The 24,971-nt window shown below is 42.1% G+C and carries 23 protein-coding genes; 4 read left to right on the top strand and 19 right to left on the bottom strand.

The annotated features are described in order from the left end of the window. Positions 1-73: 73 nt before the first annotated feature. Entirely contained in the window at positions 74-1,492 is a 1,419-nt protein-coding gene (rsmF, locus tag GFB48_RS03395; protein ID WP_163931153.1) for a 16S rRNA (cytosine(1407)-C(5))-methyltransferase RsmF, read from the top strand. A 167-nt stretch (positions 1,493-1,659) separates the two neighbouring features. On the opposite strand, the gene GFB48_RS03390 is transcribed toward rsmF, so the two are convergent. From GFB48_RS03390 to udk, 7 genes are read right to left on the bottom strand one after another with little or no spacing between them, the layout of a single operon-like run. Further along, positions 1,660-2,439, bottom strand: coding sequence for a TatD family hydrolase (locus GFB48_RS03390; protein ID WP_163931151.1), 780 nt, complete (start codon positions 2,437-2,439; stop codon positions 1,660-1,662). A gap of 60 nt (positions 2,440-2,499) precedes the next feature. Then, positions 2,500-2,823 (bottom strand): PilZ domain-containing protein, encoded by a 324-nt coding sequence (locus GFB48_RS03385; protein ID WP_163931148.1) that lies wholly within the window; start codon positions 2,821-2,823, stop codon positions 2,500-2,502. 1 nt (position 2,824) lies between these two features. Continuing rightward, positions 2,825-3,730 (bottom strand): hypothetical protein, encoded by a 906-nt coding sequence (locus tag GFB48_RS03380; protein WP_163931145.1) that lies wholly within the window; start codon positions 3,728-3,730, stop codon positions 2,825-2,827. Continuing rightward, positions 3,721-4,347, bottom strand: coding sequence for a dTMP kinase (gene tmk / locus GFB48_RS03375; RefSeq protein WP_163931142.1), 627 nt, complete (start codon positions 4,345-4,347; stop codon positions 3,721-3,723). Before tmk ends, GFB48_RS03380 begins: the two co-directional genes overlap by 10 nt. Beyond that, positions 4,347-5,336 carry an endolytic transglycosylase MltG gene (gene mltG, locus GFB48_RS03370; protein ID WP_240464820.1) on the bottom strand — a complete coding sequence of 330 codons (990 nt, stop codon included), beginning with the start codon at positions 5,334-5,336 and terminating at the stop codon, positions 4,347-4,349. The genes tmk and mltG overlap by 1 nt, the downstream gene beginning before the upstream one ends. Beyond that, entirely contained in the window at positions 5,330-6,151 is an 822-nt protein-coding gene (pabC, locus tag GFB48_RS03365; protein WP_163931139.1) for an aminodeoxychorismate lyase, read from the bottom strand. Before pabC ends, mltG begins: the two co-directional genes overlap by 7 nt. An 18-nt stretch (positions 6,152-6,169) precedes the next feature. After that, positions 6,170-6,808: a uridine kinase gene (gene udk, locus GFB48_RS03360; protein WP_205597672.1), complete on the bottom strand. Its 639-nt coding sequence runs from the start codon at positions 6,806-6,808 to the stop codon at positions 6,170-6,172. Between the two features lie 317 nt (positions 6,809-7,125). Between udk and metG the strand changes: the two genes are divergently transcribed. Then, positions 7,126-9,165 carry a methionine--tRNA ligase gene (gene metG, locus GFB48_RS03355; protein WP_163931134.1) on the top strand — a complete coding sequence of 680 codons (2,040 nt, stop codon included), beginning with the start codon at positions 7,126-7,128 and terminating at the stop codon, positions 9,163-9,165. Between the two features lie 124 nt (positions 9,166-9,289). On the opposite strand, the gene GFB48_RS03350 is transcribed toward metG, so the two are convergent. The 4 genes from GFB48_RS03350 to GFB48_RS03335 all read right to left on the bottom strand — a co-directional run bounded on the left by GFB48_RS03350 (position 9,290) and on the right by GFB48_RS03335 (position 13,904). Then, positions 9,290-9,607, bottom strand: coding sequence for a hypothetical protein (locus GFB48_RS03350; protein WP_163931131.1), 318 nt, complete (start codon positions 9,605-9,607; stop codon positions 9,290-9,292). Positions 9,608-9,723: 116 nt separating this feature from the next. Next, entirely contained in the window at positions 9,724-12,606 is a 2,883-nt protein-coding gene (locus GFB48_RS03345; protein WP_163931128.1) for a carboxypeptidase-like regulatory domain-containing protein, read from the bottom strand. A 20-nt stretch (positions 12,607-12,626) separates the two neighbouring features. Beyond that, positions 12,627-13,403 (bottom strand): hypothetical protein, encoded by a 777-nt coding sequence (locus GFB48_RS03340; protein ID WP_163931124.1) that lies wholly within the window; start codon positions 13,401-13,403, stop codon positions 12,627-12,629. Between the two features lie 39 nt (positions 13,404-13,442). Continuing rightward, positions 13,443-13,904 carry a DUF4402 domain-containing protein gene (locus tag GFB48_RS03335; RefSeq protein WP_163931120.1) on the bottom strand — a complete coding sequence of 154 codons (462 nt, stop codon included), beginning with the start codon at positions 13,902-13,904 and terminating at the stop codon, positions 13,443-13,445. A gap of 301 nt (positions 13,905-14,205) precedes the next feature. Here GFB48_RS03335 and GFB48_RS03330 point away from each other — a divergent pair, with 301 nt between their 5' ends. Further along, positions 14,206-14,634, top strand: a complete 429-nt coding sequence (locus tag GFB48_RS03330) for a hypothetical protein (RefSeq protein WP_163931117.1) — start codon at positions 14,206-14,208, stop codon at positions 14,632-14,634. A 58-nt stretch (positions 14,635-14,692) separates the two neighbouring features. Here the strand turns inward: GFB48_RS03330 and GFB48_RS03325 are convergent, their stop codons facing one another. From GFB48_RS03325 to lrp, 7 genes are all read right to left on the bottom strand, one after another. Then, positions 14,693-14,980 (bottom strand): hypothetical protein, encoded by a 288-nt coding sequence (locus GFB48_RS03325; protein ID WP_163931114.1) that lies wholly within the window; start codon positions 14,978-14,980, stop codon positions 14,693-14,695. A gap of 75 nt (positions 14,981-15,055) precedes the next feature. Next, positions 15,056-16,342 carry a serine--tRNA ligase gene (gene serS / locus GFB48_RS03320; protein WP_163931111.1) on the bottom strand — a complete coding sequence of 429 codons (1,287 nt, stop codon included), beginning with the start codon at positions 16,340-16,342 and terminating at the stop codon, positions 15,056-15,058. An 8-nt stretch (positions 16,343-16,350) separates the two neighbouring features. After that, positions 16,351-16,725, bottom strand: coding sequence for a fluoride efflux transporter CrcB (gene crcB / locus GFB48_RS03315; protein ID WP_163931468.1), 375 nt, complete (start codon positions 16,723-16,725; stop codon positions 16,351-16,353). A 4-nt stretch (positions 16,726-16,729) separates the two neighbouring features. Continuing rightward, complete coding sequence (locus GFB48_RS03310; protein WP_163931109.1) at positions 16,730-18,067, bottom strand: replication-associated recombination protein A; 1,338 nt, start codon at positions 18,065-18,067, stop codon at positions 16,730-16,732. Next, complete coding sequence (gene lolA, locus GFB48_RS03305; protein WP_163931107.1) at positions 18,042-18,653, bottom strand: outer membrane lipoprotein chaperone LolA; 612 nt, start codon at positions 18,651-18,653, stop codon at positions 18,042-18,044. The genes GFB48_RS03310 and lolA overlap by 26 nt, the downstream gene beginning before the upstream one ends. After that, positions 18,654-21,077, bottom strand: coding sequence for a DNA translocase FtsK (locus GFB48_RS03300; protein ID WP_163931465.1), 2,424 nt, complete (start codon positions 21,075-21,077; stop codon positions 18,654-18,656). A gap of 230 nt (positions 21,078-21,307) precedes the next feature. Continuing rightward, positions 21,308-21,808, bottom strand: a complete 501-nt coding sequence (gene lrp / locus GFB48_RS03295; protein WP_163931104.1) for a leucine-responsive transcriptional regulator Lrp — start codon at positions 21,806-21,808, stop codon at positions 21,308-21,310. 200 nt (positions 21,809-22,008) lie between these two features. Between lrp and ald the strand changes: the two genes are divergently transcribed. Continuing rightward, the gene (gene ald, locus GFB48_RS03290; RefSeq protein WP_163931103.1) at positions 22,009-23,121 is read left to right on the top strand and encodes an alanine dehydrogenase; all 1,113 of its coding nucleotides are present in this window, start codon (positions 22,009-22,011) and stop codon (positions 23,119-23,121) included. 88 nt (positions 23,122-23,209) lie between these two features. Here ald and GFB48_RS03285 read toward each other — a convergent pair whose 3' ends face one another. Beyond that, positions 23,210-24,898, bottom strand: a complete 1,689-nt coding sequence (locus GFB48_RS03285; RefSeq protein WP_163931101.1) for a DUF4153 domain-containing protein — start codon at positions 24,896-24,898, stop codon at positions 23,210-23,212. Positions 24,899-24,971: the final 73 nt, after the last annotated feature.

The raw sequence follows: 24,971 nt of genomic DNA, 5'->3' as shown, positions 1-24,971 counted from the left end.
CTAAAGAGCGACCTAGGTCGCTCTTTTATTTTGATTTATAATACATATCATCACCCTTAGCTATGGCCTATTCATGCCTTTATTACCCCAAGAATTTATCGAGCACATGCGTGCAATTCATCCAGAACCAACTCATTTTCAAAAGTTTTTGGATATTTGCCAAGTGCCATTAAGACGGTCGATTAGGGTCAATACCGACAAAATCACCATTGCCGAGTTCTTAAACATTGCCAAATTAAAGGATTGGCAATTAACCCCTATCCCTTGGTGTGATAATGGGTTTTGGATCAACGACAATAACGCTGCTCAAAGTCTCGGTAATAGTATTGAACACTTGGGGGGATTATTTTACATTCAAGAAGCCTCATCTATGCTCCCTCCCATTGCGTTGCTGGCTGAAACCGAGCTCAATGACCTTAATACCCTGCTCGATATGGCTTCCGCACCTGGCTCTAAAACCACTCAATTAGTAAACCTAGTACCCAAAAGTACCGCCATAATCGCCAATGAATTATCAGCTTCACGGCTAAAGACATTGCATGCAAACTTACAAAGAATGGGCGCCTACAATGTGGCCCTCACCAACTTTGATGCGAGTGTGTTTGGGCTATACGCACCAGAAAGTTTTGATGCCATTTTATTGGATGCCCCCTGTGGCGGTGAAGGAGCGATCCGTAAAGATGAACATGCACTTGCTAATTGGAGTGAGCAACACATTGATGAAATTTCTGCTCTGCAACGACAACTCATCGAGAGCGCATTTTCAGCATTAAAGGTTGGCGCCAGTATGGTGTACTCAACCTGCACCTTGAATGAGCGCGAAAATCAGCAAGTGTGTCGGTTTCTACGAGATAAGTACCCACAGCAAGTGGAATTCACGCCATTAAACAATTTGTTCGATGGCGCAGAGCAAGCCATCACTGCAGAAGGCTTCTTACACGTTTGGCCTGAAACCTATGACTCTGAAGGTTTTTTTGTAGCTAAAATTAAAAAACTTGGTTCAATACCTGAACTGCAAGGCAAGAAGGCCAAAATTAAGCCCACCGCTTTCAAACCTATGTCAGCGACATCGAAAAAACAGTTTAGCCAAGCATTTTCCCAACAATTTAGCATTGATGTTGACCAGTTTGGGTTATTAACCCAACGTGATGCTGAAATTTGGTTGCATCCACTGTGCATGGACCAGTTGTATGGAAAAGTAAAATATCAACGCATTGGAATCAAATTAGCCGAAGAATTGAAAAAAGGCTATAAGTTTGAGCATGACTGCTACCAACTCCTTAAGCCTGAAAATTGTTTCTCACTCAGCCTCGAGCAGGCTCAACACTATTTACAAGGAAAGGACATCACTATAGAGCAAAAACTTTCCCCTGGTGAGATGGGAGTTTGCTACCAAAATATGGTCTTAGGTCTGGTTAAGCCGGTGCAGAAAAAGCTAAAGAATAAGTTGCCCAGAGTGCTTATTAAGGATCATTTAAATTTCAACAACTGACCATAACTCAAAAAGTTAGCAACTGTTAACCCCTAAAAAAAGCAAAATCAACAAATTTTGACTTTGCTTTTTTATAATTGGTCTACAATTAAAGTCTATCTAACAGAGTATGTATATTACATACAGTTCCCCTCGCCTAGAACATCGGACTCGTTCTGGGCATTTTTTTAGGCTGTTTTTGCACCTTTAAACAACTCATAGAAATTAGCTGTGGTTTGAGCGGCAAGCTCTTTTACATGCACACCTTTTAGATCTGCTAGAAACTGACCAACATGGCTCACATAGGCCGGTTGATTTTCCTTACCTCGTTTAGGAACTGGAGCAAGGTAAGGGCTATCGGTTTCAATTAGAATTCGATCCAGTGGCACCTTACGAGCCACCTCTTGTAACTCTTTGGCATTTTTAAAAGTGACAATACCCGAGAATGAAATATAAAAGTCTAAATCCAAAGCTTGCTTGGCCATTTCATAGCTTTCAGTAAAGCAATGTAATACTCCACGGCAATCATGTGCTTGGCCAACTCGTAAACGCTCTATGGTATCCTCTCTGGCATCTCTGGTATGAATAATTAATGGTTTTTGGTGATTGCGAGCGATACTAATGTGATCATCTAAAGCCGCTATTTGTTGTGCTTGATTGTCTTTCGAATAATAATAATCTAATCCTGTTTCCCCGATGGCGACCACTCTATTATCGCTGGCATGTTGATTAATGAACTCAGCATTAAAACCTTCATGGACATGGCAAGGGTGAACCCCTATAGAAAAAGACACATCCGCAAACTGATCACACATATCACGCATAGCCTGATATTCAGACTGAACCACATTAACACATAACATATGCTCGACTTGAGCATCTCTGGCGGCTTGAACAATTTCAGCCACTTGTTGAACGCTAGTGGCGGATTTAAGGCGATCTAAATGACAATGGGAATCTACAAACACAATTTGGACTACAATAAGAAAAATTTAATGTTAATAGTACCAAGGATCATGGCGAATTGGCTAGAGTGTATAACTGATATGCTGGCTATTTAATTTCGTTCCTAGCAGCTCTTCAATTATTCGATATAACTCTGGAACGCCTGCCAATGACAGCCCTACCCCTTGGGGTCGACCACGTTGTGCTTGGGGAGGATTAATCCAACAAACGTTGGCGGTGAACTGCCAAAGTTTGTTGGAAACAGGTAACACCACACTGCACTGCACTTGCTGTCCAAGAACAAAGCTATCAAGACTTTTAAAAAATAGACCGCCCCCCTCAATAAAGGGCATATAGACTCGATATAATTCGGCGACATCATCAATGTACAACTCTAAATTAGACATATTACCTTTTCAATTTATGGTACTGACTAATAAAATCCTGACATAAAGCATGATAGTTGACCGTTGGCATTTTCGTCAGTTTATTTGCTTCTTTACCGATAGTTTGAATAAATTTCACTAGCGAGTCTGCGAAATTAGGTTGAGATGCAGCAATACTGAGTAATTTACTTTGAAGTAAATAGCACAGAACTTGCAAACTCAGTGCAGGCATCTCAGCGGTATATTGCGCCAATTCTTTAGTTGCCACTTTATCCCTTAACGCCATACCCCATATTTTTCGAATTGTTTGTAATTGATTTTGCTGGTCTTGAGTCACATCCAACAGAGCAATTGGGCCTCCATAAATGTGACTTTGCCAATGGAGACTGGCATCAATATTATGTTGGCTTAGGTATGCTTGAATTTGCTGCTGCCCTGGCGCCACCAGTGTCATTTTCTGTAACCGAGATAATATCGTCGCTGGCAACAGTCCTGACTGCTCAGTTTGCAAAATAATATAACTGGCTGCAGAGGGCTCTTCTAAGGTTTTTAACAACGAATTGGCTGCTGCCTCATTCAGTTTTTCAGCTTGTTTAATGATCGCCAGTTTAGGCCCACCCTGCTGTGAGGTTTGCGCTAAGATTTGACTCAATTGTCTAATTTGGTCAACTTTAATTTGATTACCATCGGCAACAATCTGGTGTAAATCTGGATGAGTGCCCGCTTTGAGCAATAAGCAGGCTTTACAACTGCCACAACCATTATTTTGATAGCAAAATAGCAGCTGGGTCATTTCGTTAAGCAATAACTGGGCACCATTGGCATTTCCTAAAGGCAATAACAAAGCATGGGCCAATTTGTTATCGAGTAACTGCTGCTGAAACTGCCGTAGGGGTTGTTCAAACCAAGGAACGGAGGTTACTGCCATTGGTTGATTGCCTGCTGTAATTGCATGTTGATGTCTTGCTGAACTTTATCTATGTCTTGCTGAGCATCGATAATGACGATTGAGTCATCCTCATTGGCTATGTCTAAATAGCGTTGTCGAGTTCTCTCAAAAAAACTGAGCTCTTGCTTTTCAATACGATCAAGTTCGCCCCTGGCCGCCGCTCGAGTTAGCCCCACTCGAGGATCAATATCCAAGTACAAGGTTAAGTCAGGCTTCCTACCGGCCAACACAATGTCACTAATCCTATCCACTAATTCCGAAAGACCGCGACCACCACCCTGATAAGCCCTTGAGGATAAATCATGACGATCACCAATCACCCATTTTCCAGACTGTAATGCGGGTTCAATCACATTGGCCAATAATTGCATTCTGGCGGCATACATCAATAAACATTCGGTTTCGTCACACAGCTTTTCTTGATGCTCTTGCTTGATTATGGTTCTTAACTTTTCAGCTAAAGGAGTGCCGCCCGGTTCGCGAGTCTGGACCACCTGGTTAATGCCATTTAGTTCTAGGGTATTTAAAATAGTAGCAATCGCGGTAGATTTGCCGGCGCCTTCGAGCCCTTCAATTACAATAAATTTTGCTTGCATTAACGCTTTCTCAGATATTTATTAACGGCACGATTGTGCTCTTTTAATGTTTTAGAAAAGTAGTGACTACCATCGCCTTTAGAGACGAAATAAAGATACTCCACTTTATCTGGGTTAGCCGCAGCATGCAAGGAACCAGCACCGGGCATCGCAATAGGAGTTGGTGGTAAGCCATTAATTCGATAGGTATTATATGGTGTATATTGTCTTAGGTGGCGTTTAGTAATGTTACCTTTATAGTTGTCCCCTAAACCATAAATGACGGTAGGATCTGTCTGCAAACGCATTTTTTTATTAAGACGGTTATAAAATACCCCTGAAATCGTTTCCCGTTCTGGAGCATAGCCAGTTTCTTTCTCAATTAAAGAAGCCAGAATTAGCAACTGGTAAGGATCTTTAATATGCTTACTGGTTGTTCTTGATTGCCAAGCCAGATCTAAGGCTTTTTTCATGGCATCGAATGCCTGCAATAAAAGCTCTTTATCGCTTTGACCTGCCGGGTAATAGTAAGTATCTGGAAAAAAAAGCCCTTCTAAATGGTCAACCTGTAACCCTAGTTGCTCGGCTAAAGGCTTGTCCGTGGATAACGTTTGTTTAAGGTGCTCAGCATTTCGCATTTGTTCAAGCCACTGTTTTAGGGTTGAACCCTCTACAAAAGTCAGCTTAAATTGTTTCTGTTTACCTTGCTTGAGCATGGCAAATAACTCAGTTATCGGCATGTTCGCTTCAATTTGGTAAAGCCCCGTCTTTAAGGGATGCCAATGGGAATAAATTTTTTCGTTTAATTTAATCCAATTTACGCTATGGATAAGCCCCAGCTTATTTAAATCGTTAACCACACGACTAAAGCTGCTTCCTGCAGCGACATTATATTCAATGGCTTGCTGATTGCTGGTTACCTGAGTAACACTTTGATTTAATTGATACCAGACATAACCTGAAATGGAAATTGCGCTAAACAGCAACAGACCTAATACTTTTTTTAGCAAAGCTCGAATCCTAAATTTAAATTAAACTCATCAATGAGTGAAAACCTTTGAAAGCCCTTAAAATGGGAAAGTTCAGTGATACTATTAACGCTTACCGCACCCATTAACGAGTTGGTCATCCAAGCATTATCGAACAAGCTGAGCTCGTCCATGTTAATGTCTCTAACTTGAACATCAATCCCTTTCGCCATCAAAAACTCTATCATGTGTTGGCGCATCACTCCTGTGATCCCTGCATTGCTAATTTTAGGAGTATGCACCTGTTGCCCTTTCATGAAAAAAAGGTTGGCAGCACTTGCACAAATAATATTGTCATCCTGATCGAAACAGACATAATCAACCTCATTACCTTGGTAATGATGGCGAAGCATGACTTGTTCGAGACGATTTAAATGCTTTATTCCTGCAAATAATGGTTGTTGCCCCATTGCCAAATGATGCACGCCTAGTGCTATCCCTTGTCGACGCCAATTCGGGTAATGACTGGGGAACTCTCCAGCACTAATAATAACCACTGGCTGCTGGGCAGCATCAAACTGATAGCCTCGACCACCAATTCCTCGGCTAATCACTAATTTAATGAAGCCCTGTCGAACTTGTGCCGCTTTACTATTAATTTCGCCGGTAATGTGTTGCCAACTGTCGATTCTAAGGGATAAAACCTGAACCGCACGTTGCAATCTGGCAATATGTTTATCTATGAGAAGAGGCTGTTGGTTTAATACTGCGATGGTAGTAAAACAGCCATCGCCGTAATTAAAAGCCCGATCGCTCGGGCTAATAGAGGTGTCATCCGCATCCAAGATTGCGACCATGTGATCCCTTATAATTGATTATTTTGCTAATAAGTGGCGAATTCTTGTCTTAAGGATATCAATAGCAATACGGTTTTTACCACCCCTAGGAACAATAATATCTGCGTGCTGTTTTGAGGGCTCGATAAACTGCATAAACATAGGACGGACGGTTGCCATGTATTGATCCATAACCGATTGCATTGACCGTCCTCGTTCTTCAATATCACGCTTCATTCGGCGTAATAAGCAAATATCTAGGGGGGTATCCATAAACAATTTGGTATGCATACTTTGCCTTAAAGCCGGATCCGTTAGAAGCAGAATCCCCTCAAGAATAATAACTTTTTTAGGCGTTACCGTGCGAGTATGGTCGGTACGTGTGTGTTCGGTGTAGCTGTATTCAGGCACTTCTATTGACTGGCCTTGCTTTAGAGATTGCAGATGCTCCACGAGTAAATCATGGTCTAGGGCACTGGGATGGTCATAATTGGTTTGTTCACGCTCACCCATAGACAAGTGAGATTGATCTTTATAATAACAATCTTCATTGATAACATCGATATGGTTACTGCCCACCTCTTGCTTCAATTCTTCAAAAATCGTCTGAGCAATCAAACTTTTACCAGATGCTGAAGCTCCAGCAATACCTATAATGACGCAAGATGCAGTTTCCATAGTTTCTCTCATAAGAATATCATTAACAGCCTAATTATATTCCTTCAAAACCCACTTGCCTATTTTGAAGCCAGATAATTTGCCACTTTTGCCGCAGATAATAAACTTTTTTAGTTTTTTTGACATGAATTTATGCCGTTATCCTCACAAATTTACGTTGATTGCTTAAATATTGATAACAAAGCCAAATAATCGACGATGTCAGGGGCTTATGGCTGCATAGTTTTACAGCATTTAAGTGATTTTTGGGTGAATTAACAGCGTTATTAGGTTACTATTTAGGGATATTTTTATGCCCCTAATTTTTTAGAGTTAACATGTCAAAAGCGAACAGAAAAATTCTTGTTACCAGTGCGCTTCCATACGCCAACGGTCCTATTCACCTAGGGCACATGCTTGAATACATCCAAACTGATATTTGGTCACGCTACCAAAAGCTACGCGGTCATGAGTGTTACTACATTTGTGCCGATGATGCCCACGGTACGCCAATTATGCTTAAAGCACAGCAGCTGGGCATTACCCCTGAAGAAATGATCAAACAGACGCAGATTGAGCATGAAGCCGACTTTGCCGGTTTTGGCATTGGTTTTGACAATTATCACTCGACTCATTCCGATGAAAATCGCGAGATGGCAAGCAAGATCTACCTTGCTTTGCGCGACGCTGGCCACATCAAAACCAAAGTCATTTCACAGCTGTTTGATCCTGAAAAAGAGATGTTCTTACCCGACCGTTTCGTTAAAGGAACTTGCCCAACCTGTAAGAGTGAAGATCAGTACGGCGATAACTGCGATAACTGTGGTGCAACCTACAGCCCAACCGACTTAATCAACCCTAAGTCTGCGGTTTCTGGTGCTACGCCAATCATGAAAGACTCTGAACACTACTTCTTTGACTTGCCAGCATTTGAAGACATGCTAAAAGAGTGGACCCGCTCTGGCTCACTGCAAGAAGAAATGGCCAATAAACTTGCCGAGTGGTTTGAAACAGGTCTGTCACAGTGGGATATCTCCCGTGATAATCCATACTTTGGTTTTGAGATCCCGGATGCACCTGGCAAGTTTTTCTACGTGTGGTTAGATGCGCCTATCGGCTATATGGGCTCATTAAAGAACCTGTGCGATAAAACTGCAGGCTTAAATTTTGATGATTTCTGGAAAAAAGATTCAGACGCTGAAGTTTACCACTTCATTGGTAAAGACATCGTTTACTTCCACTCGCTATTCTGGCCAGCAATGCTAGAGGGCGCCGGCTACCGCAAACCAACTAATGTATTTGCCCACGGCTACGTAAAAGTAAACGGCGAAAAAATGTCTAAGTCTAAGGGTACCTTTATTAAGGCACGTACATACCTAGACAACCTGCAGCCTGAATACCTACGTTACTACTACGCCGCTAAGCTAAACGACCGTATTGACGATTTAGACTTAAATCTTGAAGATTTCACCCAACGGGTAAACTCAGACCTTATTGGTAAGCTCATCAACATTGCTTCTCGTACTGCAGGTTTCATTACCAAGCGTTTCGACGGCAAGTTAGCAAGCAACATTGATAACGATCTATTTAACCAGTTTACCGCTAAAGCTGACACCATTGCCGCCCTTTACGAAGGTCGCGAATTTGGTAAAGCCATGCGTGAAATTATGGCCCTAGCCGATGTGGCCAACGCTTACATCGCTGAACAAGCACCATGGCAGTTAGTAAAAGATGAAGCGACTCAGGCGCAAGCCCATGAAGTGTGCTCATTAGCCATCAACCTGTTCAAAGTTCTGTTAACTTACCTAAAACCTGTACTGCCAACTCTATGTGAGAAAGTAGAAAGCTTTATTGGTGTTGAGCTTACTTGGGACGCAATTAACAACCAACTTGTGGATCACCAAATCGCACCGTTTAAAGCGCTGATGCAACGTATCGATCCGAAACACGTTGAGCAAATGGTTGAAGACTCAAAGCAGTCGCTTGAAGCACAAGCACCAGTAGTAGAAGAAAAGCCACAGGTAAATCATTTAGAAGTCGACCCAATTGCCCCAACCATCACTTTTGATGAGTTTGCTAAGGTCGATTTACGTATCGCCCGCATTGCTAAAGCTGAGCATGTGAAAAAAGCCAACAAACTGCTTCGCCTTGAACTAGACCTAGGCGGCGATACCAAGCAGGTATTTGCGGGTATTAAGTCAGCCTACGCCCCAGAAGACATCGAAGGCAAGCTAACGGTAATGGTGGCTAACCTAGCCCCCCGTGAAATGAGCTTCGGTGTGTCAGAAGGTATGGTGCTCGCTGCTGGCCCAGGTGGTAAAGATCTGTTCATACTTGAGCCACACCAAGGTGCAGAGCCAGGTATGAAGGTTAAATAACATCTACCCCTATCGATAAGGTCAGCTTAGAACGCTGGCCTTTTTTATTTTGATTTATTGCATGCTTGATTTTAGCACTAATGGAGACAAAACCGTTGTTCGGGCCGACTAGAGGCACAACACCCTATTCGTAAGTCAGTTCAATAAAATAGTGTTCTGCTTCTAAGTCATTGCTATCTTCAACCGTAAGCGAAACGTCACTACCTGGTGCTATTAACTTATTGCTACCGCCACTTGTAAAAGTTGGTACGATATCACCTTGTTTTACTGGTAATATCCTAACTTGCACCGAATTAGTCTGATTAGAAAGATTTACAACCGCTAAGTTGCCATTACTGCATTGCTCACCTTGACACTGCATACTAACGAAATTTTGAGCTTGCTGCGATTGAGCCAACTCGCTTTGATCAACATTGGACGGATCTGGCACGATTTCAAACACAGCCTTTCCAACCAAAGTTATTGCTAACATAACTTTTATCATAAGCGCTCCGATACTACAGAGCCTAAGTTTAGCCAAACATGAAAACTTCCCTCAAAAAAATAGGGAATTTTTGGTTATATATTTATTCTTTCAAGTTCCAAATATTGACCCGCAGCAAGGTTTATTGTTGTTAGCACTCTACCTTTATGTTTTAACTCATAATTTCCTGGTAAAAGTCGTTCAAATAAAAACACACCATCAAATTCTGAGACGGTATTATATTCTCGCTCTGCTTCAATGGCCTTTAAAACTAACTCTTGGCCAACAGCTAACTCCCCATCTTCTAATAAAATACCCTCGATTTCTGATGTATTTAAAATCGGAAAATCAATCTTAGTAATGTGGCCAGCATGGGATACCACATCAAGCATTTCATAACGGGGAATATAAAAAGGATCGCTTAGACTGACTTCATTAAGCGTTAATTTATGATTTCTTCGAGTACGCAAATGCGAGATCAATAACTCGCCTTTTTCATTGGACATTTTTTGAGGATCTCGATGGCCCAGGAATGACACATTTGGTAATGGCTGCTCATTATCATCCCACTTTCCATTACCGTTATCATCTAAAAAAGTGCGGATCAATACAGCCCCGGTATTAAGATGGGAGCTTCGACTGATATCAAATTGACTGTCATCGATTTGCCACAATAAAGAACTCCGCCAATTTAATAGCGCTAACCACTCTCCACCACTAGAGTTATCCAATGAAGCCCTTATTGTACCGGCACTAAAGTCGTAAGAAAGTGCATTTCGTAAACGATATTGATTTCGACTGCTGGGTAAATAATTCAACTCAGCAAGATAATTTAATGGCGAGCCAAAATTCTTAGTCGCAGAGAATGCAATTTGATCCAATCCCCAATTAGGTGAAATCTTAATGGCGCTCCGTCCCCTCAATTGCCAACCCGCAAACCTTCCTGAAAATTGAAGTTCGTTGCTGGTTAGGTAACCTGAGCTATTATTTTGCCATGTAAAATTATTAGTAAATATGATCCCCTGATAGTTAATAGACTTAACTAACCTCATATCAAGAAAGCGCTTGCCATCTTTGTAATCACTCACATCACCAATCAGAGTCCAATTAAAAGAAGTATCCTCTATGCCACCAAACACTTTACCGGATAGTCTTTGATACAAGTTCCTCTTCTGGCTTTTAAATGTGTTGATTTGATTGTATCTGTCCCACTCTAAGGTCCAGTCAAATAACTGGCTGCCCCCTTGGATTTTTGAACCATAGCCAAGGTTGCTACCATCAGTGATCAGGTTAAATTGCCATAAGGATTCGTCAGAAAACCAATTTACAGATGCACGACTGGTGGCTAATTGTTGTTCATCTTGGGGCTGTTGCTGGTTAACGCCAAGGGCCAAACTCAAAGACTGTAAGGGAGAATAATTAAGCTGTAAATCGTATTGTTTATCATTACCAAATTCAGCCTCCATTGCCGAAAAGGCAACCCCTAAGACCCGCTGTTCAGCATTGCCTGACTCAAGTCTGCGGGTGAAGTTCTCCACTTTTGCCTCTCCATTCGGGCCATAAAAACGTAACTGATAGTAATTCACCCCCCTAGACATAGGGACATTTTGAAAAACATATTGCCCTTCATTGCCGACTCTGATCAGTTCAATTAAGGTATTATTCCGATAAAGCTCTACATCCCAATCTGGTTGAACCTCGCCCTGAACAACAAAGCTTGCGGTATCATTTAAAAACTGACTACCGGCTAAAAGCTGAAGCCCTTTGCCATAAAATGAATCTGAAGTTAATGGCAACGATGGACTGTTTATGTTTCCCAATTGGTAATACTTTAACCATTGATCTTGCTGATACTTTTCAACATAACCTCTTAATCGCGTCTCAGATTCATCTTGGCTATAAAGCATATAAGTATTATGTTTAAGGACATCTAACTTTGATTGTGCAGTGAGGTTAAGTGACTGCTCAGTTAAGTGATCATTCGCAGATGCTTTGGCAGTTAAATTGACATCTAACGCCAAATCGCCTAACCAAGCAGTGCTGCTGTTTATCTGTTTGCTATTCCTATTCGATTGTTTTGCTTTTTGGTTTTGATAACGAAGAAACTTTTCCTGTCTCGCTTTTAATCTGGAAAAGGGGATCGAAGGGTTTTCTTTTAATGTTAAAATTTGACGAGCAGGTTCGAATGCCAATTCTAGCCCTAGCATCTGAGCAATTTCACTGGTACTTAAATACATATCCCAAGCATCAAAATAGCCTGTGACTTGCTCAGTTGAGCAATTACCGTTCATCGCGGAGTAGTTCATCAAACCATTAGCAATAGCAATACGATTGTTTTCTTTAGCATACCACCCCTGTAGCTGTCGGGTTTTTATATCGTAATCCAATGGAAGCAGAAGCAGCTCTGATAGTAAGGCAATAGGGAGGTAGTAGTCGTCGCCATCAAAATAAACAAAAAAATCTTGGGATAACGTCAGCTCTCCATAAATCAATTGGGTCACTAAAAAGAGTTCTTGGGCTGCTTCGAACAACTGATATGGCTTAATGATCCTCTGACAATTGTTCGTCCCACTCGCTGGTTGCTGAATTTCAATAGCAATTAAATTTGGTAAACGGTTAAATGCTGGTATGGAGGCATTGACCGAATTGGCGCTTGATGGTTGCTTTGTATCCCCAAACTGTGGGGAAATGATATTTTTATTGGCCACGGCATTAACTGGCAAAGTGCTGACTGACATCACTTGTGGCTGCGGCTGTGGCTGTGGCTGTGGCTGTGGCTGTGGCTGTGGCTGTGGCTGTGGCTGTGGCTGTGGCTGTGGCTGTGGCTGTGGCAATGCTTCAACAGTACCCACTGGTGTCAAACTATTTGACACTTGTAAATGATTAATTTGTACTGACTTGATATTAGCCTTAGGGAAAAAGCTGCCTACTACGGTAATACTTGCAGCAAACACGATTTGACCAAAATAAAATTTCAAAGATCCCTCTAAAAAATGTATTACAGAGTAATTATCGTTTCTGCTATCTTGGCATCATTCAATCGCTTAGATTCGGTATAACGAACAATCAACTTGCGATAATGACCGGGTTTTAAGGGCACAGTCAAACGTCGTTCGACCAACTCTGTATATACTGCAACATTTCTCAGTAAGCCAACCCTTTCTTGGGTTTCATAATCAATAACTTCAACATCACCATAACTACTGCGGCTGCCAAGCCTTGATAACGTTATCGACACTTGATAATGGTTTGGGCCATCATTTGTAATAGACAGCTGACTATCGGCGATAGCAATATCTGCACTTAACGTACCTACGCGTACAATTACGGGAACGGCAATCTTTAATAATGCACTTATTTTTATGGAAATGTCGTCTCCCGGCGCAGATTCATTCTTCAACTCAGGGGCTGGAATTTGTTGAAAGGCTAAATAACTTCGATATTCACCTTGTCTAATGTTAGGCGTTAAACGAAGCCCCATGCGAACATTCGCCGCTTGCTCGGGCGCCAAGCTAACTCGCCTAGGTGAATAGCGAATTAACTGATTAAGATAAGGCTCGTTTGCTAAAGTTAAATAAGTGCCATCAGCTAATTGTTGCTTGTCTTCAAAAAAAATATTAAAGCGAGCTGGTTTATTAGATTTATTAATGACGGCAAAAACCGCACTGCTATTTCGTTTATCATCAAGTTCAGCGCGAGTAGGGTTAATAAGCAAAGTAGCGCTACAAGGAGCACTCATGATTAACCAGCAAAATATAGCAAAAAGCTTATCCATGTTCCCTCAAAAAATCCCCGCACAAAGGCGGGGAAAATATTAATAGGTCAAAGTTAAGGTATAAGTTAGACTTTGCGTACCGTTAGGAGCAGAAGCTCCGGTAATATTTACGGTTCCACCCACCTCTAACGTAGCTGAACCTGTACCGCCCAAGGACAGACTGTTAACCCCTCCAATATCTGGAGTAAAAGTGACATCGGTAATACTGGTATCCTCACCGGAAATAGCAACATTTACCGAAGTACCAGTTTCACCACTTACAGTAAAACTTGCTGAACTTACCGTCCCCCCTGCTGAACAGGCTGCACCTGTTGCGGTACTTGAACCTGGCGCTACGGTACAGGAATCACCACTTTTAGCGATAATATTGCCTAAAGATAAAGCATTATCTTCAGTAGCAGTAATGGGGGTAAGTAAAGTAAAACTAACATTACCAACAAAATCTGCTGCCGTAGCGGCACCACTTACTAGCAAGCCAAGAAATACAATTTTCTTGTTCATAGTTAACCTCAACCATCTGATTGGCTTAAATAATTAATTAAATCCACTGTGCTGACATAGTCATTACAAGTGTCATACGGTACCACCCTACCCGCACCAGAAAATGTTAACAAAAAACAAACAAACGCTCAACAATTAACCACTAAAATAGTCAATTTATTGTCTATTAAGCCTTGAGTTGTCAAAATAACGACTCAACTTAGACATTTTAGAATTAAAGTGGTATAAAAAATAGACTTTACAGTAACATGCTCATAGGTAAATCATGAAAATTGTTAACATTTTTATAGTGATTATGGCCATGTCATTATCAAATATCGTTTCTGCTGAAATCTATATCACTGAAGTTCAACCGCTAGGTGTACCTGACATCTACAAGACGAATCGTAAGGCAACATTTCAAATCGACACTAATGGAGCCTTAGGCAATTCAACCAATGCCGACTTAGTCACGACTAATTATTATGAAGGACAATATTTAATCCGTTCTGATACCAATGCCAGCATAAACATTAGCCTGACCCCACTTGCTGCCGACGCCAATATTTCATTTAGCGGTTTGGTCTTTAGATATAATAATAAAGAATATAAAAATGGCTCTGTCAGACAAGTAATAAGCCCTGGAATTGAAGGCAAGTATATTTATATAGGTGGTAAGATAAGCATTAACTCTAATGCGATTTCTGGTTTAAAAAACTTATCTTATATACTGACAGTGACTGAAAATTAATCTCGCCGATGTGGCTGTCGAATGGCACTATGATTAGATAACAATTATGCTGTTTGAATTATTGGGGCTTATATTTTTTTAGATAAGCTAAAGCAAACGGTGCTTCCATCAAAAAGAAAGTGATCAAGGTAAACCAGAACCAATCAACCTCAAACAACAGTAAAGAGAAGGTTTGCTCAGTGCCACCATAAAGACTGCCAATCACCACAAGTGCCACAATATTACTGACAATATCATTCATCGTTAGCGCTTTAAGATTATCTTTTACGAATTTGGGATAAACATAAAAATATGCGATACATAAAATGATCACATTGACCAATAACACTAAACTTTCTGCAGCCATCACCCCTCCAAAATCCATTTGTTACTCGATAAAAAAAGGAAGGGCAGGCCCTTCCTTTGATAAACAAAACCAGCCTTAGCCAATCTTCTCTAGGCCGCCCATGTATGGACGCAATACTTCTGGCACCACAATTGAACCGTCTGCTTGTTGGTTGTTCTCAAGTACTGCCACTAGAGTACGCCCCACAGCCAATCCTGAACCATTAAGAGTATGGACAAGTTCAGGCTTTTTAGCACCAGTAGCACGAAAACGAGCTTGCATCCGGCGAGCCTGGAAATCTCCCATATTAGAACAGCTTGAGATTTCACGGTAAGTGTCTTGAGCTGGCAGCCATACTTCTAGGTCATAGGTTTTAGCAGCACTAAAGCCCATATCACCGGTACACAGAACCACTTTACGGTAAGGCAGTTCTAGTTGCTGTAAAATCGCTTCGGCATGACCGGTTAACTGCTCTAGCGCAGCCATTGAGTCTTCAGGTTTTACAATTTGTACCATTTCAACTTTGTCAAACTGGTGCTGACGGATGAGACCTCTTGTATCACGACCATAGCTGCCCGCTTCAGAGCGGAAACACGGAGTATGCGCAGTAAACTTAAGTGGCAGTTCTTTTTCCTCAACAATGCTGTCACGAACGAGGTTAGTCACTGGTACTTCAGCGGTTGGGATCAGACTTAGGCCCTGACCTTCTTCAGTTGCAGGCTTGGTGTGGAATAGGTCTTCACCAAACTTTGGCAACTGACCGGTGCCACGCAGGCTGTCTGCATTGACTAAGTAAGGGACATAAGTTTCAGTGTAACCATGCTTATCGACGTGGGTATCTAGCATAAACTGCGCTAGCGCACGGTGCATACGAGCAATCTGCCCTTTCATTACAATAAAGCGTGAACCAGTAATCTTTACCGCTGATTTAAAGTCTAAACCACCAAGAGCTTCCCCAAGATCGACATGATCCTTTACTTCAAAATCATAAGACTTTGGTTCGCCCCAGGTTAAAATTTCAACGTTGTCATCTTCTGAACTACCATAGGGGACTGACTCATCTGGGATATTTGGAATTCCGGCAGAAATATCATTTAATTCATTTTGTAATTCGTTTAGTTGTGCTTTTTTCGCATCTAATTTATCGCCAAGATCAGCAACTTGGGCTAACAATGGTGCGATATCTTCACCACGAGCTTTAGCCTGGCCAATTGATTTAGAACTAGAGTTACGAGTTGCTTGCAGTTCTTCTGTCTCAACTTGTAATGACTTACGACGCTCTTCAAGCTCATTAAGCTTACTGATATCAAGAATATAGCCACGCTTTGCAAGTTGCTCTGCGGTGCTCTCAATTTCATTTCTTAGAAATTTAGGATCTAACATAATTTTTATTACACTCTAGATAAAATCAACTGCTGCCCCAGATAGACCGCCACAAGGCAAATCACTAGGTTCAGCAAAATATTAAAACCGGCCTGTAGCCACTGTCCTTGCTGGAACATCAGTAAGGTTTCAATGGAGAAAGTCGAAAAAGTTGTAAAGGCTCCTAATAGCCCCACTCCAATAAACAATCGCCATGGTTCTGTCAGTTCAGAGACTTGGCTCCATCCCCACAGAATGCCCATTAAAAATGAGCCTATAGAATTTACCGCAAGTGTACCAAAAGCGAAGCCTGTTCCAAACCATGAAATGGCAATTAATGAAGTAAAATAGCGAAAACTTGCGCCAATCGCACCACCAACAGCAACACACAGCAGATTTGTCAGCATTTTAGTCTTTGGCCTCCCTGTTTAAGCGGCGTAACTGGCTTAATTTATCTGCAATTTTTTTCTCAAGCCCACGGCCTGTTGGTTGATAAAACTCCGTTCCTTGCAGCGCATCGGGCATAAATTCTTGCCCCGCAGAAAATGCATTAGGCTCATCATGGCTATAGCGATAGCCCTTGCCGTAATCAAGGTCTTGCAGCAACTGGGTGGGCGCATTTCGAAGATGGTTAGGCACTGGTTCATGGCCGCTTTGCTTAGCGGCCTCAAGGGCCGCTTTAAAGGCGGTATAAACACTGTTACTTTTGGGCGCAACCGCACAGTATACCGCAGCTTGGGCTATTGCACGGTTGCCCTCCCCTGGGCCCACCCGGTGGAAACACTCCCAAGCGTTCAAGGCAACGGTCATAGCGTTGGGATCTGCATTACCGATATCTTCTGAGGCAATGGCTAATAATCGCCTAGCCACATAAAGCGGGTCGCCACCAGCGACAATAATGCGTGACATCCAATATAACGCCGCATCGGGGTTAGAGCCGCGCACGGATTTATGAAAGGCAGAAATTAAGTCATAAAAAACATCACCGCCCTTATCATAGGCGGCAGCGTTATGACCAATAACCTGATTAATGCCCTCTAGACTAAAACTGTCGCCATCACTGAGTTGATCGGCGGCCAGCTCTAAAATATTCAGGGCATTGCGAGCATCACCATGGCATTGAGCAATAATAGCATTAAGGCATTCCCCTGGCAGGATTAGGTGTCTTGACCCTAAACCTCGGGTTTCATCGGTTAATGCTCTGGTGATAATTTCGGCTAGTGCCTGCTCACTTACCGGTTTTATTTGGTAAACCCTTGCTCGGGATAAAATCGCGCGGTTAAGCTCAAAGGATGGGTTTTCTGTGGTGGCACCAATAAAGATCACCGTGCCATCTTCAATAAAGGGTAGAAAAGCATCCTGCTGAGCTTTATTAAAACGATGCACCTCATCCACAAATAACAGGGTTTTACGCCCTTGCATGGCTGCTTGTTCTTTGGCACTGGCAATCGCACTGCGAATTTCTTTAACGCCACTGGTGACCGCTGAAATACGCTCAACATGGGCATCAATGTAACTGGCGATGAGCTCTGCGAGGGTGGTTTTGCCAGTTCCTGGTGGTCCCCATAAAATCATGGAATGGGCACGACCACTTTTAATCGCTTTATAAAGGCCTTTATCTTCCCCTAGCAAATGCCCCTGCCCTAGATACTCATCTAGGGTCTTAGGGCGCATTTTCGCCGCGAGCGGTTGATGCAAGTCTGCTTGATCAAACAAAGGATCAGTCACCTTGTGGCCTTTGATCATCCACATCCATAAAAGGCGTCAATTCGAATTGAAATTTCTCTGCATCAGCAGCGGTCAAGGCTTGCTGTTGTGCTAGGGTAAATTGGCTGACATTAGCCTGTGCATCAACTAATGCAAAGGAAGAAATAGTGCTACCTTTAAAACAGACATCAACCGCTAATACATTTTGCCCCTTTGTCTGTTTCGGGGTAATTTGATAACAGTGTCCATCCTTTCTCACCAGATAATCTTGCCAAGGTCCTTGATTGGGCTGAACCAACAGCGTAACTGGCGAGGCCGCTATTGCCTGTTGCATATTAAAAATGCTTACTTGCTCAATAAACGGGTTATACAACCATACATTTTGACCATCGACGACTAGCACAGATTCATCTGGTTGTTGCCCATGCCAAAATAATTTATTTGGAAAATCAAACCCTAATTGACCACTACCTTGGCTTATTAATTGATTATTTTCATCGTTCACTTTCTGAGTAAAATCAGCTTTGAAGTCCGCCATCGCTAGCAGTCGTTGTTTTAAATCAGTTGCATCATCAGCGAATGTTGGTGCCGCAAATAAACACAGGGCGACAATTCTTTTTATCATCTATTGCTCTCTAACTGGTGGAGGTGCCAGTACTTCTCTATTACCATTATGGCCTGGAGGGCTTACCACCCCTTGGGCTTCCATTGATTCTATTATTCTAGCGGCTCTGTTATAACCTATCTTGAACTTGCGCTGAACACTAGAAATTGAACCTTTACGAGTTTGAGTGACAAATTCAACCGCTTGGTCGTAAAGCGCATCAAGTTCTTCTTCGGCTTCTGATTGCTCACCAGGCAATAGTACCTGTTCACCATCAGCACCACCTTGAAGAATTTCATCGATATATTGGGGTTCACCACGGCTTTTCCAGTCGGCAACCACACGATGCACTTCATGATCGTCCACAAAAGCACCATGCACACGCTCAGGCTGACTGCTGCCCGGTGGCATATAGAGCATGTCCCCCATGCCTAACAGAGTTTCCGCGCCCTGCTGATCCAAAATGGTTCTCGAATCAATTTTTGATGAAACTTGGAACGCCATACGGGTAGGTACGTTGGCTTTAATCAGACCGGTAATAACATCCACCGATGGACGCTGGGTGGCTAAAATCAAGTGAATACCAGCCGCCCTCGCCTTTTGCGCAATACGGGCAATTAGCTCTTCCACCTTCTTGCCCACAATCATCATCATGTCAGCAAATTCATCAATCACTACCACAATAGAAGGCAGTTTCTCTAGCGCAGGTGGATGGGAACCAAAGTTAACATTGGGATCCCACAACGGATCCCAAATCGGCTCACCTTTTTCTGCGGCTTTTTTAACTTTAGCGTTATAACCTGCAATATTGCGCACGCCAAGGGCGGCCATTAATTGATAACGACGCTCCATCTCACCCACACACCAACGTAAAGAGTTTGCCGCCTGCTTCATGTCGGTCACCACTTCGGTCAGCAAATGAGGAATCCCCTCATACACCGATAGTTCCAACATTTTCGGGTCAATCATAATAAAGCGCACATCTTCAGGGCTGCTTTTATAAAGCAATGACACAATCATCACATTCACACCAACAGATTTACCAGAACCTGTTGTTCCTGCAACCAACAAATGCGGCATCTTGCCAAGATCGACTACGACAGGGTTACCAGCAATGTCGGCTCCTAACACCATTGACAGGTGTGACTTAGACTCAGCGAAGGCTTTCGAGTCCAGTACATCTCGCATAAATACGGTTTCACGGAATTTATTCGGCAATTCAAGACCAATGACTGACTTACCGGGAATGTTTTCAACAATACGCACTCTAGAGGTAGAAAGTGCACGAGCTAAATCGACCGCTAAGCTGGAGATCTTTGAGACCTTGACCCCTGGGGCTAAATCTAACTCAAAACGGGTGATCACTGGACCTGGGAACACATCAACAACCGTTGCGATAATTTTAAAGTCCGCTAACTTGGCTTCCACTAAGCGCGCAACCGCTTCGAGCTCTTCTCTAGAAATTGGGTTTTCACTGCGGTTAGGCACGTCAAGAAGCGAGATATCCGGTAAAGTGATGGGTTCTGGCTTAGGCTTCTCAGGTAATACAATGATCCCATCAACGACCTTCGCCTGAGTCAACTCAGGTGATTGGCTATCCATATCGTTAGGACTCATCGTCGGTTCCGGAGTTAATTCAGAATCGAAGCTAAAGTTCTCCTCGTTGTCATCAATATTATCGAAATCTATACTAAACTCATCATCAAGGGTTTCGGTATGTATCGTTAACTTTGACTCTTTTACTTGGCTAGATTGTGGTGCAATTGCTTGCAATTCAGGTTCGGCGAGTACCGCTTTCGCTTGCTGCGTCTGTTGTTCGGCGAGCTGTTGTTGTTTTCGCTGTTGTTGAAGCTGATACCAATTGCGTATTTTTAGCGGCAATTTGACACATATTTTGACCAGATTGATGGTTAACTTGCCTATAAAATCTGCTACCGCTATCCAGCTAATCCCCGTTAACAAAGTGAAACCAGCACCAACGAAAAATAACAGCACTAGCGTAGTACCTAAAGAATTAAAATAAGGCAGCAAACTAATTACAATGAGATCGCCAACAAAACCTCCCGCACTAAATACATACAGAAGATCCATATTCATACTCGCTAGCGCGCTCAGACCAAGGATCATTAGCACAAAGCCGAGTAACCTCAGGCCCACCGAAAAGTAATCAACCTCAATAAACTTATGGTGCTGCTTAAAAATAAGCCAGCCACAGCCCATGATCATAAATGGAAACAAATAGGCACTATAACCAAAGCTAAAAAATAAAATATCAGCACTATAACTTCCAACAATGCCTACAACATTTTCGATAGCATCATTAGTTCCACTTTGACTCCAGCTGGGGTCGCCCATGTCAAAAGTGCTCAAGGCAATAAGAAGAATAGTTGCCAATATCGCGCTGAAAATTAACCCCCCTTCGAGAAGGCGATCAATACCAGTCATTGGCTTAAATGATTGCTCAGCCAAAATACAGTCCTATCATTTTGGTTTTGTAATTGTTTAACAATACCAGAGTCTATAATGATTTGCCAAAATTAGCATACATTTCAACTGTCTAAAGTAAGCTAACAGTCAGACTTAGCCTTCCTCTGTGCTGTAAATTATTGTTTGATACTCTTTTAAAACAAAAAAAGGAGCCGAAGCTCCCTTTATAAAACCAAAAAAGCAGTAGATTATGCTTCCTGTGGCTTTAGATTAATACGGTTAGATTGTTTAACTTCTTCCATCACCACATAAGTACGGGTATCAGAAACACATGGAAGTTTTAACAGGGTTTCCCCTAATAGCTTACGGTAAGCAGACATATCCGATACGCGAGCTTTTAATAAATAGTCAAAATCACCTGAAACTAGGTGGCATTCCTGAATATCATCTAAGGATTGAACCGCCTTGTTAAACTTGTCGAAAATATCAGGGGTATCTCTATTAAGAGTGATTTCTACGAACACTAACAGTGACGCACCTAAATAATGCGGGTTAACCAATGCAGTATAGCCACTGATGTAACCTGATTTTTCTAAACGTTTAACGCGCTCAAGACAGGGTGTTGGGCTTAAACCAACACGCTTAGATAATTCTACATTTGAAATTCGGCCATCTTTTTGCAATTCGTTAAGAATGTTACGATCTATGCGATCCAAGTCCTTTAATTGCTTATTTTTGTTATAAGCCATATTTTCTACCTTACTTCCTTAGAAAAACAATTTTTTTATCTATGTAATCATGTTTTTTAGAGACATCCTCTACTCAAGTGAAACTATACTTTAAATCACTCGGTGTAGCACTAAAAATGTGCACAATGCTGATGATAATTCATCTTATTGAAGAACAAAACACTACAACTAAATAAATATGTAAAATAAGAGGCTGTATTATGATTATTGGTGTACCTAAGGAAATCAAAAACCACGAATACCGTGTAGGTATGGTTCCATCAAGCGTACGTGAGCTAGTAGCACACGGTCACCAAGTTATCGTTGAAACCAATGCTGGTGAAGGCATTGGCTTTAGCAACCAAGATTACATCGATGCTGGCGCAAGCATCATTGAAACAGCTAAAGAAGTATTCGCTACTGCTGACATGATCGTTAAGGTTAAAGAACCACAAGCGGTTGAGCGTGCAATGCTTCGTGAAGACCAAATTCTATTCACTTACCTACACCTTGCACCAGATCTTCCACAAACTGAAGACCTAGTTAAATCAAAAGCTGTATGTATTGCTTACGAAACCGTAACTGACAACCGTGGTGGCCTACCTCTACTAGCGCCAATGTCTGAAGTTGCTGGTCGTATGTCTATCCAAGCTGGTGCACAAGCTCTAGAGAAAAGCCGTGGCGGCCGTGGCATGCTACTAGGTGGCGTACCTGGTGTTGAGCCTGCTAAAGTAGTAATCATCGGTGGTGGTATGGTTGGCCGTAACGCTGCTCAAATGGCAACTGGTATGGGCGCTGACGTAACTATCCTTGACCGCAGCATCGACACCCTACGTGCACTAAACGTTCAGTTTGGTAACACTGCTAAGGTTGTTTACTCAACTGCTGATGCAATCGAGCGTCACGTACTAGAAGCTGACCTTGTAATTGGTGGCGTACTAATCCCAGGTGCTGCTGCGCCTAAGCTAGTAACTGCTGAGCACATCAAAGCGATGAAGCCTGGCGCTGCTATCGTTGACGTTGCAATTGACCAAGGTGGTTGTATCGCCACTTCTAAAGCAACCACTCACCAAGATCCAACTTACATCGTTGATGACGTAGTTCACTACTGTGTAGCTAACATGCCAGGTGCTGTTGCTCGTACGTCTACTTTCGCACTAAACAACGCGACTCTACCGTACATCATCACTCTAGCGAACAAAGGCTACAAAGCGGCACTAGAAGCTGACCAACACCTAATGAACGGTCTAAACGTAATCCACGGTAAGATCGTATGTAAAGAAGTTGCTGAAGCACACGGCCTAGAGTTCGTTGCTCCTGAAGCTTGTCTATAATCATTAACCTAAACCGTTAAGTGATTTCGAGCCCCGCCATTTGGTGGGGCTTTTTTGTATCTGCATAAGAGGTGTCCACATACAGCCATCAATTAACCTGAATAAGACTATCCCCTATTTTTACATCATTGTATTTAGGTTTAATCACACTAACCTGATTAGATTTTATCGCTTCCCTGAAGGCTCTGGCGTCTTTATTACTCACGCTCAAATACCTCCGCTGCCATTGTTCAGCCATAGTCCATAAATAGGCATTAGTGATTCTGTGATCCTCTTTAATGACAATGTACTCCGCTTCATCATCATTATTTAAATCAATCGCAATAAAGTAATAACTCTCGCTATTGGGCCTACGGCCATATCTTCGCTTCTCTGCATCTTGATACACAGCATTAATCAAACTTGCATCAAAGGATTGTTGATTTGGCCAATAGCTGCTGTTCTCTTTAAACTGGACTAGAGTGTATTGCTCATCATTTTTAAGCTTTTTGGCATACATCTTGTCAATCCTTAACTGTTCAGACTCACTCAGTTGTGCCCGAACATCCAATACAGCAAGATAACCTTGTCGGCCTAAGCTACGTTCAAAGTAGCTAAAATCAATTTCTATTTCTGGGTTGGACAAATAGCGTGAAACCTGGGAGTTTGCAGAAATAGATTGGAAGTTTAACAAAGGAGTATTCACTAATAACATTGTCAATAATACCCCTCTTCCCATCTGAATATTAATCTTCCCCACACCAATAAGCCAATGTTCACGATCACGGATCAGCGCCACTAAATAGCCAATAGCAAAACAAGCAAGTAAAAACCAGATAAGTAACGCCCAGCAACGGTCAACCGAAAGCCCATATTGTTCAACTCGCAGCCACAAGCCATAGGCTGATATGGCACTATAAATAGGTAAAATAGCAATGGCAGTTACCACCAGCTTCTTAATATAAGGGCGATAGATTTGGACTTGCTTACCAGGCTGAAACACTGCATTAGTAAAAAATAAGGTTAATGCCTGTAGCCAGAGTAATAACAAGCTTCCAGAGCCGGTATCCCAAAGTTTTTGGGCACCAACCACTGGCAGCGTAATTAAAAATGAAATCGAGATAATCGCTAAAATGGGCAGTAAAAACTTCATCAAGCTTTGTAAAACAACCGCGATATAATCAGCAGTGTGGTCAATCTGGCGAAAAATAATAATGCTAGAAGAAAAAGCCAGCGTGAGCACAGGGATAACAAACCAACTCTCTTTCAATAGATCCATAAAGAAAGTGATCCCTAAAACATTAAAGAGCGCGGCGCCGAGTAGCAGAATAAGCCAAAAGATTAGAGTAAACAGGTTACTTTCTAAAAAGATAATGCCGTTTTGCCAAGATAAACTAAACATTTGCTGATAGTTAATATCATGCTTAGTCAAATACTGCTGGATATACATCAAGGCCTTAAAGCAAGCGACCAAAGTAGTGAAGATAAATATTATGACAACGATGAAATTATCAAGCCGCTCTTGGGGTTCCTGCTGATAGCCAACATAAGCCCCTAGCAAAGATATTAGCAATGTAAATGGCAATAAGTACTTCAAAGATGATTTAACATTATCGCCCTTAATGCAAAAAAGTAATAAAGATGGCAAGCTGATACTCAAAGTGACCAGCGCGATTAACCAGCTTAAGTTGGTTGCTGGCCAAACTTGATGTTCGATACTTTGGTAAAGCAGAGTCAGCGCAATAGCTTGTGCTGTTGCGATAGCCCCAATTGTAAATTTAGGAAGTGATTTTTCCATTAATTGCATCCTTGCTCTTTATTTATATTCCAAACTTACATTAGCATCAGGTAACTGTCTAATTTGAAAACAA

Source organism: Paraferrimonas sp. SM1919 (assembly GCF_010993985.1).
In the GTDB taxonomy this organism is placed as follows: domain Bacteria; phylum Pseudomonadota; class Gammaproteobacteria; order Enterobacterales; family Shewanellaceae; genus SM1919.
This window is presented reverse-complemented; position numbering and strand designations above follow the sequence as displayed.